Annotated in this window: 15 protein-coding genes; 10 read left to right on the top strand and 5 right to left on the bottom strand. The window is 58.3% G+C overall.

Annotation, left to right across the window (positions count from 1 at the left end):
* The 3 genes from AC07VR_RS02580 to AC07VR_RS02570 form a co-directional block, all read right to left on the bottom strand.
* Positions 1-921 (bottom strand): SPFH domain-containing protein, encoded by a 921-nt coding sequence (locus AC07VR_RS02580; RefSeq protein ID WP_494990803.1) that lies wholly within the window; start codon positions 919-921, stop codon positions 1-3.
* 141 nt (positions 922-1062) lie between these two features.
* On the bottom strand, positions 1063-2844 hold the full coding sequence (gene tfpB, locus AC07VR_RS02575) for a type IV pilus assembly ATPase TfpB (RefSeq protein WP_495010396.1): 1782 nt from the start codon (positions 2842-2844) through the stop codon (positions 1063-1065).
* Positions 2845-2984: 140 nt separating this feature from the next.
* A complete protein-coding gene (locus AC07VR_RS02570) occupies positions 2985-3323 on the bottom strand; it encodes an ACT-like domain-containing protein (RefSeq protein ID WP_495010395.1) in 339 nt (112 codons plus the stop codon).
* A gap of 126 nt (positions 3324-3449) precedes the next feature.
* Here AC07VR_RS02570 and AC07VR_RS02565 point away from each other — a divergent pair, with 126 nt between their 5' ends.
* Positions 3450-3914 carry an Lrp/AsnC family transcriptional regulator gene (locus tag AC07VR_RS02565; protein WP_494990800.1) on the top strand — a complete coding sequence of 155 codons (465 nt, stop codon included), beginning with the start codon at positions 3450-3452 and terminating at the stop codon, positions 3912-3914.
* 120 nt (positions 3915-4034) lie between these two features.
* On the opposite strand, the gene AC07VR_RS02560 is transcribed toward AC07VR_RS02565, so the two are convergent.
* Positions 4035-5402, bottom strand: coding sequence for a CYTH domain-containing protein (locus AC07VR_RS02560; RefSeq protein ID WP_494990799.1), 1368 nt, complete (start codon positions 5400-5402; stop codon positions 4035-4037).
* Positions 5403-5559: 157 nt separating this feature from the next.
* On the opposite strand from AC07VR_RS02560, the gene argE reads away from it, so the two are divergent.
* The 9 genes from argE to AC07VR_RS02515 all read left to right on the top strand — a co-directional run bounded on the left by argE (position 5560) and on the right by AC07VR_RS02515 (position 14781).
* Complete coding sequence (gene argE / locus AC07VR_RS02555) at positions 5560-6708, top strand: acetylornithine deacetylase (protein WP_494990798.1); 1149 nt, start codon at positions 5560-5562, stop codon at positions 6706-6708.
* A gap of 160 nt (positions 6709-6868) precedes the next feature.
* Positions 6869-8167: an amino-acid N-acetyltransferase gene (gene argA, locus AC07VR_RS02550; protein WP_494990797.1), complete on the top strand. Its 1299-nt coding sequence runs from the start codon at positions 6869-6871 to the stop codon at positions 8165-8167.
* A gap of 555 nt (positions 8168-8722) precedes the next feature.
* Positions 8723-10051 (top strand): OprD family porin, encoded by a 1329-nt coding sequence (locus AC07VR_RS02545; protein ID WP_495010394.1) that lies wholly within the window; start codon positions 8723-8725, stop codon positions 10049-10051.
* Positions 10052-10206: 155 nt separating this feature from the next.
* Positions 10207-10845 carry a peroxiredoxin gene (locus AC07VR_RS02540; protein ID WP_495010393.1) on the top strand — a complete coding sequence of 213 codons (639 nt, stop codon included), beginning with the start codon at positions 10207-10209 and terminating at the stop codon, positions 10843-10845.
* Positions 10846-11192: 347 nt separating this feature from the next.
* Positions 11193-11786: an NADPH-dependent FMN reductase gene (ssuE, locus tag AC07VR_RS02535; RefSeq protein WP_495010392.1), complete on the top strand. Its 594-nt coding sequence runs from the start codon at positions 11193-11195 to the stop codon at positions 11784-11786.
* A gap of 89 nt (positions 11787-11875) precedes the next feature.
* Positions 11876-12844 (top strand): sulfonate ABC transporter substrate-binding protein, encoded by a 969-nt coding sequence (locus AC07VR_RS02530; RefSeq protein ID WP_495010391.1) that lies wholly within the window; start codon positions 11876-11878, stop codon positions 12842-12844.
* An 88-nt stretch (positions 12845-12932) separates the two neighbouring features.
* On the top strand, positions 12933-13721 hold the full coding sequence (gene ssuC, locus AC07VR_RS02525) for an aliphatic sulfonate ABC transporter permease SsuC (RefSeq protein ID WP_495010390.1): 789 nt from the start codon (positions 12933-12935) through the stop codon (positions 13719-13721).
* Positions 13718-14524 (top strand): aliphatic sulfonates ABC transporter ATP-binding protein, encoded by an 807-nt coding sequence (gene ssuB, locus AC07VR_RS02520; RefSeq protein ID WP_495010389.1) that lies wholly within the window; start codon positions 13718-13720, stop codon positions 14522-14524. The genes ssuC and ssuB overlap by 4 nt, the downstream gene beginning before the upstream one ends.
* Positions 14525-14565: 41 nt before the next feature.
* The gene (locus AC07VR_RS02515) at positions 14566-14781 is read left to right on the top strand and encodes a TOBE domain-containing protein (protein WP_419113863.1); all 216 of its coding nucleotides are present in this window, start codon (positions 14566-14568) and stop codon (positions 14779-14781) included.
* Positions 14782-14989: 208 nt separating this feature from the next.
* On the opposite strand, the gene AC07VR_RS02510 is transcribed toward AC07VR_RS02515, so the two are convergent.
* A complete protein-coding gene (locus tag AC07VR_RS02510) occupies positions 14990-15622 on the bottom strand; it encodes a TetR/AcrR family transcriptional regulator (RefSeq protein WP_495010388.1) in 633 nt (210 codons plus the stop codon).
* Between the last annotated feature and the right edge of the window lie 68 nt (positions 15623-15690).

Raw genomic sequence — 15690 nt, 5'->3', positions numbered from 1 at the left:
TCAGGCTTTTTTACTGTCGAACGTGGCTTTGACGATTTCGCCGATGCCGCCGACCGCACCGATCACCTGGCTGGCTTCCAGCGGCATCAGAACGACTTTGCTGTTGTTGGCCGACGCCAGTTTGCCCAGCGCATCGATATACTTTTGCGCGACGAAGTAGTTGATCGCCTGCACGTTACCGGTAGCGATTGCTTCGGAAACCACCTGAGTGGCACGGGCTTCGGCTTCGGCTTGCCGCTCGCGGGCTTCGGATTCGAGGAACGCTGCCTGACGGGCACCTTCGGCTTCGAGGATCTGTGCCTGCTTTTTACCTTCCGCCGTCAGAATCGCCGACGCCCGCAGACCTTCGGCTTCGAGGATTTGGGCGCGCTTGATCCTCTCGGCTTTCATCTGCCCGGACATGGCCGCCATCAGGTCCGCGGGCGGGCTGATGTCCTTGATCTCGATCCGGGTGATCTTGATGCCCCACGGCGCCGTGGCTTCGTCGACGGTACGCAGCAGTTTCTCGTTGATGGCGTCTCGCTGGCTGAGCATCGCGTCCAGCTCCATCGAGCCGAGGACGGTACGGATGTTGGTCTGCAACAGGTTGCGGATGGCATGCTCGAGATTGTTCACCTCGTAGGCGGCCTGGGCCGTGTTGACCACCTGGAAGAAGCACACGGCATCGATTTGCACGGTAGCGTTGTCGGAGGTGATGACTTCCTGCGGCGGGATGTCCAGCACGCTTTCCATCACGTTCATCTTGCGGCCGATGCGGTCCATGATCGGAATGATGATGTTCAGTCCCGGTTTCAAGGTATTGGTGTAGCGGCCGAAGCGCTCGACCGTCCACTGATAGCCCTGCGGAACCACCTTGACGCCCATGAACACAATAGCGATGGCCAGGCCGACGAAGAGTAAAAGCACGTTACCAATCTGCATACCATCTCCCTGTTCACATTTTGATCAATGAGGTCGCAATGAGCAGAGTGTAGCGGCGTGGGGCGAGCATAAGAGTCGATTAGGGCTGCTTGCATCATCAGGAGACATAAAAGGGTTCATTTCGGTTTGGCGATGCGTCGGTTATTTCTGCTCACTCTGCGGTGTCACACGCAAGACTTCCTCAATCGTGGTCAACCCGGCGGCAACTTTCTGCGCACCGGACAGGCGCAGGCTGCGCATGCCTTCCTTGAACGCTTGGTGACGCACGGCCAGCAGATCGGTGTCAGGGCTGATCAGTGCTTTGACGTTGTCGCTCAGTAACATGATTTCGTAGACCCCGGCGCGCCCCCGGTAACCGGTGTCGCGGCATTCCAGGCATCCGATGGCCTGTTGGGCATTGGTCGGCAATGGCGCTTGCCAGGGTTTGGTCAGGGTTTGCCAATCGTCCTCACCCAGGCTCAGCGGCGCTTTGCAGTGCGGGCAAAGGGTGCGAACCAGACGCTGGGCCATGACCCCGAGCACGGTGGCTTTGATCAGGTAATGCGGCACACCGAGCTCCAATAAGCGGCTCATGGCGCTGGGTGCGTCGTTGGTATGCAGCGTCGACAGAACCAAATGCCCGGTGAGTGCCGCCTGGATCGCCATTTCGGCGGTCTCCAGATCGCGGATTTCGCCGATCATGATGATGTCCGGGTCTTGCCGCATCAGTGCCCGCACGCCGCTGGCAAAGGTCAGGTCGATGTTGTGCTGAACCTGCATCTGGTTGAACGCCGGTTCGACCATCTCGATCGGGTCTTCGATGGTGCAGAGGTTGACCTCGGGCGTCGCCAGTTTTTTCAGCGTGGTGTAGAGCGTGGTGGTTTTACCCGAACCGGTGGGGCCGGTGACCAGGATGATGCCGTTGGGCTGGCGGGTCATGTCTTGCCAGCGGCGCAGGTCTTCGGTGGAGAAACCCAGCTGGTCGAAGTCCTTGAGCAGTACTTCGGGATCGAAAATCCGCATGACCATCTTTTCGCCAAAGGCCGTGGGTAGCGTCGACAGCCGCAACTCGACCTCACCGCCCTCCGGGGTCTTGGTCTTGACTCGACCGTCCTGGGGTTTACGTTTTTCTGCGACATTCATTCGGCCCAGGCTTTTCAGGCGGCTGACGATGGCCATGGTCACTTGCGGTGGCAATTGATAGACGTTGTGCAGCACGCCGTCGATGCGAAAGCGTACGGTGCCTTGCTCGCGACGGGGTTCGATGTGGATATCACTGGCGCGTTGCTGGAAGGCGTACTGGAACAGCCAGTCGACGATGTTGACGATGTGCGCGTCGTTGGCATCGGGCTCCTGATCACTGGCGCCGAGGTTGAGCAACTGTTCGAAGTTGCCCAGGGTGTTCATTTTTTGATCAGAATTGTTGGCGCCGCTGACTGACTTGGCCAACCGATAAAACTCCACGGTAAAGCGCTGGATGTCCGCCGGGTTGGCCACCACGCGTTTGATCGGCAGCTTCAAGACGTGGGTCAGATCGGCCTCCCAGGCTTTGACGTAGGGCTGCGCGCTGGCCACGGTTACTGCATCGCGATCGATCGAAACAGCAAGAATCTTGTGCCGTTGGGCGAAGGCATAGGACATCAGCGGGGTAATGCTCGCGACGTTTATCTTCAGCGGGTCGATGCGCAAATAAGGCTGATCGGCCTGCTGTGCAAGCCACAAGGTGAGGCTTTCCAGGTCAAGCCGTTTACCAGGTCGGCTGAAGTCGCCCAGGTGTTGGCTGGCGAGGAACTCCAGCGGGTGGAGCTGGTTGTGGGCGGTATTGCGTCGGGTGGTCAATGCGTGTTCGGCCGAGTCCTGGCTGATAAAGCCCTGAGCGACCAGATCACGCAGCAGATCGTTGAGATCCAGCCAGCGGTCCTGAGCGAAGAGGGGAACGGACATGCGGGCTCCTTTTGAACGATCTTGCAATTAGCGGTTTAGAGGTGTGCGCCTCTGATCACAGATCGCCAAGAATAGTCCCCGGATGAGCCGTCCGTTTGGCCGTTGCCTGACCAAGCATTGCGAGCTTTTGCTGACTGCTCCTAGCTGGCCGCCTGTGCGGGATGAACCCATGAAGAATCAGCGGGTTGCAGATCCACCGAGCAAACGCTGATCAAGTTACGCAATTTTTCTGCGATCACTTGGGCGCGGTGCCAGCTCAACCCGTCGAGCACCACATCAATCGATAGCAAGTCGTTCTGTTGCAATACGTTGACCTGCTGCGGAACCAGAAACTGCAAGGCGAAATGATTGAGCACCCGGCACAGCAGATCCGGTTCGGCTTCAGCGAGCAGCTGATAGCGCACGCGGCAATGGGCGTTACTGACGTTCCAGACATCGGCGCGGCTTGGGGCGGTGCTGACAGCTTCGAGAGGGGGCATGGTCGTTCTCCAAAATAACCGGAGAAATTTTTACATGCGGTTCGGGGTATTTCTTATCTATGATTGGGTTGATTGGTCATAAATTGAATTAAGTATTTCGCTTTTATTTACTTTGAGGGTTTTTTTATGCATAGCGAACTGGACGCTTATGACCGACGGATTTTGGCATTGCTCCAGGAGGACGCTTCGCTTTCAAGTGCACAGATTGCCGAACGGGTCGGGCTGTCGCAGTCGCCGTGCTGGCGACGGATTCAGCGACTCAAGGAGGAGGGCGTGATTCGAGGGCAAGTGACTTTGCTTGATCGCAAGAAGATCGGTCTCAACACGCAGATTTTTGCCGAGGTCAAGCTCAACGCCCACGGTCGTTCCAACTTCACCGAATTTACCGAGGCGATTCGTGGCTTTCCGGAAGTATTGGAGTGCTATGTGTTGATGGGGGCAGTGGACTTTTTGCTGCGCATCGTGACGGCGGATATCGAGGCGTACGAGCGCTTCTTTTTCGAGAAACTGTCGATGGTGCCGGGTATTCAGGAGGTCAACTCGATCGTGGCCTTGTCCGAAATCAAGTCCACGACGAGTTTGCCGGTATAGGGGGCGAGATCGTTCCCACGCTCCCGCGTGGGAATGCCGCACCGGACGCTCTGCGTCCGCTTTTTGATGTGACGCAGAGCGTCACGGGATGCATTCCTTTGCTGCGCGTGGGAACGATCATCACATACGCAGAAGAGTCTTCCAGGCACGGTTCTGGAACACGGCAATCGCCTGCTGCTTGCGGGCATCGAGCGCTTCATCGGTGATGGGCTCATTGGCCAGTTGCTGCAACTGTTTCAGCTCACCGTAGAGGCGATCCGTTTCCGGGATCTCCAACACGCCACGAGCCAGGTGCAGCCAGGCCTGGATGCGTTCGATACGCGGCAATTGCTCGGCCAGGTCTTCCGGTTGTTGCTGATAACGCGGCAGTTGCAGGGCGACGGCTTCTTCGGCCAGCAGGCGCGGCAACCAGTTGCCCAGTTGCGCAGCACCCTGGCGATTGCCCCGGGTGTTGCGGTCGGCGGCCCAGGTGCGGGCCAGCAACCAGCGCGAGGCGTTCAGCGAGAACAGGCCCCAGCGAACGTCTTCCAGCTCTTCAGCGAATTGCTCCGGTGCGGCTTTGCGCACGTCTTCGTCCTCCTGACCGGCTTGCACCAGCGGGCGCCAGTCTTCCAGCAACGCATCGAGCGAGGCCCGCAGGTCGTGGGTCGATTGACGCGGTGCGGCCTGGCCGAGGCTACCTATCAGCGCGCGCAATTCGGCGAGGTTTTCTACCCAATCCTGCAGCAGACGCCAGTGGCCATTGAAACGGTATTGCTCGGCCAGGCGCTGGCTGCTGCTCAGCAAGTGCCAGCTCAATGCAGCGAACGCGTCGTCCAGCGGCAGTTCAGCGGACAGTTGCGCAGGGGGCAGGCTCAACGAATAGCTGTTGGCGTCGAACAGGCGATAGCCACGCTCGGCCTTGCTGATATCGCACGGCATCAGGGCCAGAGTGGCGGCCAGTTCGGCAGCCAGTTCCAGCAGGGCAGCCGGTTCGCCTTCGCGCAGTTCCAGTTCCAGTTCGCAGATTTCTTCTTTCTGCTTGCCAGCGATGACGTGGCCCAGGTCCAGCGCGGCTTCGATGACCACTTTGGTCTTGCCACGGCCCCAGGCGATTTCGGCGCGTTCGCGGACGAAATCGGTGGTGAAGATTGGCTTGAGGGTCTTTTTGTCCAGCTCGGCCAGTTGCTCAGGCCAGCATTCGCCGTCGAGTTTTTTCACGTCGAGCTTGGCTTTTGGCAGGTGCCAGTCGTACTCGTTACGCTCGGACAGGCCAGCGATGCTTTGACCGCGGGTCTTGAGGGTCTGGATCACTTCTTCGCCATCACGACGCAGGCGCAGGGCAACCTTGGCACGGGCCAGGTCACGCTCCGGCGTGTCGAAGTACTGGTTCATCAGTTCACGGCGTTCCCAGCCACTTTTGTTGCGTTTTTTCAGTAACGGATGCTCGCGCAGGGCAGCGAGGGTTTCGCGGCTGACGCGGAGTTTGATTTCGGTTTCTTTCTGCATGGCCGGAAAATCCAGGATCGGGAGCGCAGCCGGGGAATGTGTGGCTGCCAAGGCCGAGCAGTGTACAGGACTCGTCGACTCGACGTGCCGCGGCGGTTTATTCCATGACGCGGATGGTTCTATGATGAGGTTCTTCTAGGGAGTCAGGAGTCAGCGCATGTCTTTGCCATCCATGAAAGATCAGTTTGCTGCGCTGATCGCCGCGCCGTCGGTCAGTTGTACCCAGCCGAGTCTGGATCAATCCAATCGCGCGGTGATCGACCTGTTGGCGACCTGGCTCGGCGATCTGGGTTTTGCCTGCGACATTCAGCAGGTCAGCCCCGGCAAGTTCAATCTGCTCGCCAGTTTTGGCAGCGGCCCCGGCGGCCTGGTGCTGGCCGGGCACAGCGACACGGTGCCGTTCGACGGCGCGCTGTGGCAGACCGATCCGCTGAAACTGACCGAAGTCGACGGTCGCTGGGTTGGCCTGGGCAGTTGCGACATGAAGGGCTTTTTTGCGCTGGCCATCGAAGCAGTGCTGCCGCTGCTGGACAAGCCGTTCAAGCAACCATTGCTGATCCTCGCCACCTGCGACGAAGAAAGCTCCATGGCTGGCGCCCGTGCGCTGGCTGCAGCCGGTCGACCGCTTGGGCGAGCAGCAGTGATCGGCGAGCCGACCGGGCTCAAACCGATTCGTCTGCACAAAGGCGTGATGATGGAGCGCATCGATATTCTCGGACAAAGTGGCCATTCATCAGACCCGAGCCTGGGCCACAGCGCCCTCGAAGCCATGCATGACGCCATCGGCGAATTGAGAGGGCTGCGACTGCTTTGGCAGCGCGAGTACCGCAATCCGCAGTTCAGCGTGCCGCAGCCGACCCTGAATTTTGGTTGCATCCACGGCGGTGACAACCCGAACCGGATTTGCGGCCAGTGCTCGCTGGAGTTCGACCTGCGGCCCTTGCCAGGCATGGACCCGAGTGTCTTGCGCGCAGCGATCCGGCAGAAGCTTGAGCCGATAGCCGAGTGGCATAAGGTGAAGATTGATTACGCGCCGTTATTCCCCGAAGTGCCGCCTTTCGAGCAGGCTGAAGATTGCGAATTGGTCCGGGTCGCGGAAAGACTCACGGGCCATCTCGCCGAAGCAGTAGCGTTTGGCACCGAAGCACCTTATCTTCAGCGCCTTGGCTGCGAGACGCTGGTGCTCGGCCCGGGCGACATTGCCTGCGCTCACCAACCTGGGGAATACCTCGAAATGTCACGCTTGCAGCCTACCGTGCATCTACTACGTCAATTGATCGAACATTATTGCCTGATCCCGGCTTAGTGGTCCGCACCGGCCACCCAGTAAATCGCCGATGATCAAGGCCGTATCTATAAGGAGAGCTCGCGTGTCGCCAAGCCTGTTCCGACGATAACCAACAGCCCGCTGTGCGTTTTCTGTTTCGTCCCTTTTTCGGCTGCTTTTTATTACAGGCGCTGGTTTTATGCCCGAATACGTCAATTGGCTTCGTCACGCTTCTCCGTACATCAACGCCCACCGCGATTGCACCTTTGTCGTCATGCTGCCCGGCGATGGGGTCGAGCATCCGAACTTCGGCAATATCGTCCACGACCTGGTGTTGTTGCACAGCCTGGGGGTACGGCTGGTACTGGTTCATGGTTCGCGTCCGCAAATTGAAACCCGTCTCGCTGCCCGAGGCCTGACCCCGCATTACCATCATGGCCTGCGCATCACCGATGCGGCGACTCTGGAGTGCGTCATCGATGCGGTCGGCCAGCTGCGGATCGCCATTGAAGCGCGCCTGTCCATGGACTTGGCCGCTTCGCCGATGCAGGGCTCGCGCCTGCGGGTGGCAGGCGGCAATCTGGTGACTGCCCGGCCGATCGGCGTGCTTGAAGGTGTCGACTTTCACCACACTGGCGAAGTGCGTCGGGTAGACCGCAAGGGCATCAACCGTCTGCTGGATGAGCGTTCGATCGTTCTGCTTTCGCCGTTGGGTTATTCGCCGACCGGGGAAATCTTCAACCTGGCCTGCGAAGACGTCGCTACCCGCGCCGCCATCGACCTGGGCGCCGATAAACTGCTGCTGTTCGGTGCCGATCCTGGCCTGATCGATGAAAACGGCAGGTTGGTGCGCGAGCTGCGTCCGCAGCAGGTGCCGGCGCATTTGCAACGCCTGGGCGGCAACTATCAGGCTGAATTACTGGATGCGGCGGCTGAAGCCTGTCGTGGCGGCGTGGGCCGTAGCCATATTGTCAGCTACGCTGAAGACGGCGCGTTGCTGACCGAACTCTTCACCCGTGACGGTGGCGGTACGCTGGTCGCGCAAGAGCAATTCGAGTTGGTGCGTGAAGCGGCCATTGAAGACGTCGGCGGTCTGCTGGATCTGATCAGTCCGCTGGAAGAGCAGGGCATTCTGGTTCGCCGTTCCCGTGAAGTGCTGGAACGCGAGATCGAGCAGTTCAGCGTGGTCGAGCGCGAAGGGATGATTATCGCGTGTGCAGCGCTGTATCAGATTGCCGATTCGGATGCGGGGGAACTGGCTTGCCTGGCGGTGAACCCGGAATACCGCCATGGTGGTCGCGGTGATGAATTGCTGGAACGGATCGAAACCCGCGCTCGGGCTCAGGGGCTGAAAACCTTGTTCGTGCTGACTACACGTACCGCGCACTGGTTCCGCGAGCGCGGCTTTGTGCCAAGCAGTGTCGAGCGCCTGCCCTCGGCACGGGCCTCGCTGTACAACTATCAGCGTAATTCCAAGATTTTCGAAAAGACTCTGTAACCTGATGAGCTTAGACTTCGCTCCGGGCACTGACAGATCGCAGGTTGCGCCTGTTCTTACAGGGGAATGCGCCGATCAGCTCCGCCGTTTTTGCTGCCCGTTGCAGTGTTTACCGGACGGGCGGTAAAAAATAACATCGATATACAAACTGTAACAAATTGACGGGAAGATGCACGTTTGGCCATGATAGCGTCGCCTATTTGATCGTGATTGACGTATGAAGAATACGCGAGCCCGAATTGGTCTAAATAAGCGGTTGAAAATACCATTTAGGAATTAGCTCGTAGGCCGATACCTCTGCATCCGGTTCGGTTGAGGCGGGTTGAGCTATATTCCCGAATCGTATGAAAAATGAATAAACAATTCTTTTTGGGCTTATGAGAAATTCATTAACCTGAACGGATCAAACACTGCGATTAGACCAAGGTCGTAGACGCGACTGCTTACGATTGACTTATCAGTCACGGTCTTGCACTAATCGAGCATCTGTGGCAAACGGGGCGCTAGACCCTGGACCAAAGTGCACAAAAAATTAGAAACGTAGAGGAGCGAAACATGAATAAGTCCACCTTAGCCCTGGCTGTGGCCGTAGGGGTTTTGGCGCAGCAGGCAGGCGCCGCGGGTTTCATCGAAGACAGCAAGGCGAGCGTCAGTTCCCGGACCATGTATTTCGACAATGACAATCGCGCCGGTAAAGCTGACCAACGCGAGGCGGCTCAGGGTTTCAAATTCGATTATCTGTCCGGATTCACCCAAGGTACTGTTGGCTTTGGCTTTGATGCCCAAGCGCTGGTTGGCATCCATCTGGATGGCGGTAGAGGTCATCACCCGGACAGCAATACGTTCGTGCCAAGCGATAGCGATGGCTCAGCAGTGCACGAATGGAGCCGTCTGGCCGGGAACGTCAAAGCGCGTTACTCCAAGACCGAGGCACACGTGGGTGGTGCTCTGGCACCGAACCTGCCGATCCTGGTAGCAAACGACAGTCGTCTGCTGCCCCAGACCTTTGAAGGTGGCACCATCACCTCCAAGGAAATCGACGGTGTGACCTTTAACGCAGGTCAGCTCGAACACGCAACGGGTCGTGCCTCGAGTAACGCCACTGGACTGGCGGTCGCGGGCGGTACCGAGGCCAGCAACAAGTTCCTCTATGGCGGCGCTGACTGGAAAGTCACCCAAGACCTTACCTTGCAGTACTACTACTCGAACCTGAAAGACTACTACAAGCAGAACTTCCTGGGCCTGGTGCACGTCCTGCCGATCGGTACCGACCAGTCCTTCAAGACGGATGTTCGCTATTTCGACAGCAGGTCCGACGGCAAGAACGGCGATTCGGGCTTTCAGTTCAACAACAACGGTGGTTTCGCCAAGACCCCGGGCGAGGTCGATAACAAGACCTGGAGCGCCATGTTCACCTACACCCTGGGCGGTAACGCCTTCCTGTTGGGTCATCAGCGCGTCAACGATAGCGGCGGCTTCGTCTGGTTGAACCAGGGTAACGTGGTCAATGGCAACGGTGTTAATGAAGGTGCCGGTGGCGCGAGCTTCTACCTGTTCACTGACTCCATGGTCGGCCAGTTTGCCCGTGCCGGTGAAAACACTACCTTCGGTCAGTACTCCTATGACTTCGCCAAGCTGGGTGTTCCAGGCTTGAAAACCTCGATTGCCTACTTGCATGGCGACAACATCAAAGCCAAGAACGGCGTTGGCAGTGACCAGTCCGAGTGGGAAACCGACATGCGTGTGGATTACACCATCCAGCAGGGCGCCCTCAAAGGCTTCGGCACGACCTTGCGACATGGCACTTACCGTGGCAACGCCTCGGGTATGGACGCCCAGGACCAGACCCGTCTGATCTTCAACTACACCTACAGCTTCATGTAATCGGCTTCAGAAAAAGGTCTCGCCTAATGGCGAGACCTTTTTTTTGTATTTTTTTTAATATTCCTAACGGGTATAAGTTTAATTATTTTTATTCTTTTTAATTTTCATCGCAGGCAAGCAAAGTAGGCTCATCACGCACGCAATGGAGCAGCATCATGAGCCTCAGACTTGGCGACATCGCCCCCGATTTTGAACAGGACTCCAGCGCCGGCACGATTCGTTTTCACCAGTGGCTGGGTGACAGCTGGGGCGTGCTGTTTTCCCATCCAGCGGACTTCACCCCGGTGTGCACCACGGAGCTCGGTTACACCGCCAGGCTCAACGACGAATTCGCCAAGCGCGGCGTCAAGGCGATTGCCCTGTCAGTCGACCCGGTGGACTCGCACCACAAGTGGATCGAAGACATCAACGAAACCCAGAACACCCTCGTGAACTTCCCAATCCTCGCCGACGCTGATCGCAAGGTCTGCGACCTCTACGACCTGATCCATCCCAATGCCAACGACACCCTGACCGTGCGTTCGCTGTTCGTCATCGACCCGAACAAAAAGGTGCGCCTGAGCATTACCTATCCGGCCAGCACCGGGCGTAATTTCAATGAGATTTTGCGGGTGATCGATTCGCTGCAGCTCACCGACAACTACAAAGTGGCCACGCCGGCCAATTGGCAGGACGGTGATGAAGTGGTGATCGTGCCATCGCTCAAGGATGAGGACGAGATCAAAAAACGCTTCCCGAAAGGCTACCGCGCGGTGAAACCGTATCTGCGACTGACGCCGCAGCCTAATCGATAAGGCTCACCACTTTCTGCGCGGCTGAAATCGCATCGCGAGCAAGCCCGCTCCCACACTTGATCGGGGTCAGACGCACTTTCCATATTCACCACAGATTTAATGTGGGAGCGGGCTTGCTCGCGATGGCGGACTGACAGTCGCGGCAAATCTCAAGGTTCACAAGCAAGGGTTTCAGGCCGTTTCGACCGCCTGTTTTTGTCTGGAGGGATGTTTTTCGCATATGCGTTTATGGAATAAACAAATGAATAAATAAGATTTATAGATATATAAATCACCTGTTATGGTCTGTTCATCTTAGCGAAATCGCAGAGAGCGAATCGCCAACAAACCCCTGAGGAATTATCTGCATGCTGGTCGTCTCACTCGGTGGAAGTCCCAGCCAGCGCTCCCGTTCCGGAGTGTTGCTGGACCACTCCAAACGCTGGTTACAGCAGCAAGGCGTGGAGGTGGTGAGTTATCAGGTACGGGACTTCCCGGCCGAAGACTTGCTCCACGCACGCTTCGATAGCCCGAAGGTGAGCGACCTGCTGCAACAGATTGAAAACGCCGATGGTCTGCTGATCGCCACGCCGGTTTACAAAGCGTCGTTCTCCGGCGCACTGAAGACTGTGCTCGATCTGTTGCCGGAGCGCGCACTGAGCCACAAGGTCGTGTTGCCCATGGCCACTGGCGGCAGCATCGCTCACATGCTGGCAGTGGATTACGCGCTTAAACCGGTGCTGTCGGCACTGAAGGCTGAGGAAATGCTTCACGGGATTTTCGCCGAAGACAGCCAGATCGCTTATGGCGAAGGCAGCGCTCAGGCGCAATTGGTGCCGGTACTGGAAGAACGCCTGAGCGAAGCGCTGGAGCAGTTTTATAGCGCCATGGCACGGCGGCCGAAACCGCTGGACCCGAGTCTGTTGAACGACCGTTTGTTGAGTGCTCGCTGGAGCATTTAAGCCTCACCGGAATTTGAAGTACCCACCTTACTCAGCCGCTAACGGCCAAGCAGGTGCAGCCAAAAACCAACAGCAAAAAGGAGAGCGCTATGCGCACTGTCATTTTGCGTCGTGGTCTGGTCGCTCTGTTTGCTGCGGCTGTGTCCTTCGGCGTTATCACTCAAGCTCAAGCAGCCGAGACCTTGCGTATCGGCTATCAGAAATACGGCACCCTGGTGCTGCTCAAGGCCAAAGGCACGCTGGAGAAACGCCTCACCGCTCAAGGTGTCGACGTGCAATGGACTGAATTCCCTGGTGGCCCGCAACTGCTCGAAGGGCTGAACGTCGGCTCCATCGATTTCGGCGTGACCGGCGAAACGCCTCCGGTGTTCGCTCAGGCGGCCGGTGCCGATCTGCTTTACGTGGCTTATGAGCCGCCAGCGCCGACCAGCGAAGCGATCCTCGTCCCGAAAGACTCGCCGATCAAATCGGTGAAAGACCTCAAAGGCAAAAAGGTCGTCCTCAACAAAGGCTCCAACGTTCATTACCTATTGGTCCGCGCCCTCGAAGACGCCGGTCTGAAGTACACCGACATTCAGACTGTATTCCTGCCGCCGGCCGATGCCCGCGCCGCGTTCGAGCGTGGCAGTGTCGATGCCTGGGTGATCTGGGACCCGTACCAGGCCGCCGCCGAACAGCAACTGCAAGCACGCACCCTGCGTGACGGCAGCGGCATCGTCGATAACCATCAGTTCTATCTGGCAACCAGGCCCTACGCCGAAAAACAACCGCAAGTGATCAAGGCGCTGGTGGAAGAGGTACGCGCAGTCGGTGAGTGGTCCAAGGCCAATCCTGAAGACGTGACCCAACAGGTTTCGCCACTGCTCGGTCTGCCTGCGGACATCACCCTGACCTCGGTGAAACGCCAGGGCTACGGCGCGTTGTTCCTCACCCCCGAGGTGGTCGCGGCTCAGCAAAAAATTGCCGACAGCTTTTACCAGCTCAAGCTGATCCCGAAACCGCTGAGCATCAAAGACGTGATCTGGACGCCACCGGCGACCGTTGCCAAAGCACCGTAACTCGAATTCCTTGGGAGACAACTCCATGAGCCTCACTATTTTGCGCTCAATCTTCCCTAAAGCTGCGTCCCAGAGCTGAGGCGTGGCCATGAAGAACAACAATATTATTCACAGCCTCGCGCCGTGGGCCTTGCCGGTGTTGTTGCTGGCGGTATGGCAGTTGTCGGTATCGGCGGGTTGGTTGTCGACACGAATTCTGCCGGCACCGAGCGCGGTGATCGAGGCCGGTGTGGGCCTGGTCCGTAGCGGCGAAATCTGGACCCACCTGGCCATCAGCGGCTGGCGCGCGGCGGTCGGTTTCCTGATCGGTGGCGGCATCGGTCTGACCCTGGGCTTTATCACCGGTCTGTCGAAATGGGGCGAGCGCCTGCTCGACAGTTCGGTGCAGATGATTCGCAATGTGCCGCATCTGGCGCTGATTCCGCTGGTGATTCTGTGGTTCGGCATCGATGAGTCGGCGAAGATTTTTCTGGTGGCGTTGGGCACCTTGTTCCCGATCTATCTCAACACCTATCACGGCATTCGCAACGTCGATCCGGCGCTGGTGGAAATGGCCCGCAGTTATGGCTTGTCCGGTTTTGGCCTGTTCCGTCAGGTGATTGTGCCGGGAGCGCTGCCTTCGATTCTGGTGGGTGTGCGCTTCGCGCTGGGTTTTATGTGGCTGACGTTGATCGTCGCCGAGACTATCTCCGCCAGCTCCGGAGTCGGCTATCTGGCGATGAATGCCCGGGAGTTTTTGCAGACTGACGTGGTGGTGTTGGCGATCCTGTTGTACGCGGTGCTCGGCAAATTGGCCGACCTCGCCGCCCGCGGGCTGGAGCGTGTCTGGTTGCGCTGGCATCCGGCCTATCAAGTGGTCAAGGGCGGTGCTGCATGACGGCTCAACAACCACCTCGTTTGCTGCGCGGAATTCCGTTGGCGGTGCGCAAGCTGCAAAAAACCTTCGGTCAGCGGCAAGTGCTGCGTGAGATCGATCTGCATATCCCGGCCGGTCAGTTCGTCGCAGTGGTTGGTCGCAGCGGTTGCGGGAAAAGTACCTTGCTGCGCTTGCTCGCCGGTCTCGACACTCCTACAGGCGGTGAATTGCTCGCAGGCTCGGCACCGTTGAGCGATGCGATCGAGGATACCCGTTTGATGTTCCAGGAAGCGCGTTTGCTGCCCTGGAAAAAAGTCATCGACAACGTTGGCCTCGGGCTCAAGGGCAACTGGCGGCCAAACGCACTGCAAGCGCTGGAAGCGGTCGGCCTGGCGGATCGCGCCAACGAGTGGCCGGCGGCATTGTCTGGCGGGCAGAAGCAGCGTGTTGCGCTGGCCCGCGCATTGATTCATCAACCTCGGCTGCTGTTGCTCGACGAGCCGCTGGGCGCATTGGATGCCCTGACCCGTATCGAGATGCAGCAACTGATCGAACGCCTGTGGCAGAAATACGGATTCACGGTGCTGCTGGTGACCCACGACGTCAGTGAAGCCGTGGCGATTGCCGATCGGGTGATTCTGATCGAGGAGGGCGAAATCGGCCTCGACCTGCAAGTGGAACTTACGCGCCCTCGGGTTCGCGGCTCCCATCGGTTGGCGGCGCTGGAAACCGAAGTCCTCAACCGCGTGTTGTCGCTCCCCGGTTCGCCACCTGAACCGGAACCCGTTTCACCGTTGCCCACGCAATTGCGTTGGGCCCAGTAACCCGGTTTCAAAAACCTCTTACCCAAACAGGAATACCGCTCATGACTATTAAAGCCATCAACGTCCGTAACCAGTTCAAAGGCACCATCAAGGAAATCGTAGAGGGTGATGTGCTGTCGGAAATCGACGTGCAGACCGCCTCCGGCGTGGTCACCTCGGTGATTACCACGCGCTCGGTCAAAGAGTTGGAGCTGGTGGTTGGCAGTGAAGTGATTGCCTTCGTGAAATCTACAGAGGTATCGATCGCCAAGTTGTAAGCCGTGCGCTACAGACCACCCCGAACGGCTTGAGCCCTTCGGGGTTTTTATGCTGATTGATGACGGTAGGGGGGTTACGGATCAGGCGCACAGCGCCAACCGCCAGAGGGAATCAAGGTGCCGAGTGAAGACATGACGGCTTCATTGGCGAAAATATCCGGGGCGCCAGGATAACGTTGCGTAACCTGATGCATTGATATTTCCTGTGTTACGCGTCGCGTTTGGGCAGATAGGGTGGCAGGTACAGTCCCAGATAAGCGTCGAACACCCGCATGCCTTCCTCGGCCATGCGCGCAGTGATCTGCCCGTGCTGTTGCACTGAACGGGCGTAGACGCGGTCACCCAGTTCCATGGCCAGGGCAAAGACGTCGACATCTTTGGGCAGTACCGGCAGTTCGAAATGGTGATCGAACAGTTTGTGCATCAGATCGCCCAGCTCGATGTCGTGCTGACGGTCAGCCTGGGTGACTTCGGTCAGGCCGTGCTGGGCGAGGATCAGTTGGCGGGCGGCAGCGTCTTCGCTGTAGATGCTCAACATGCGCTGTTCCACCAGTCGCGACAGGTCGCGCCAGCCGCTGAGCGATGCGTGTTCGATCGGCGCTTGCAGGCAAGCGCGAAAAGCGGCGTGGACATCGGCGGTCAGGGCTTCGAGCAGGGCAGGGACGCTGGCGAAGAAGTGATAAACCGACGACGGCGGGATCTGCACTCGTTCCGCCACGCTGTAGATCGACAGGCTGGCCACGCCCTCGGCGGCAAGCAGCGTACGGGCGGCGTCGAGTATCGAATCGATCCGGGCCTGGCTGCGTGCGCGGGGTTTGCGGATAGTGGCGGGGCGCGTCATTGAACTCTCCTACAAGGCAGCGAGCATTGTACGAGTCGGGTTCGATGTTGTCTGTATAGCGCCGTTGC

It is taken from the genome of Pseudomonas sp. GW821-FHT02H09 (assembly GCF_059421425.1).
Note: the sequence above shows the minus strand (reverse complement) of the source record. Positions and strands in the feature narration are given on the sequence as shown.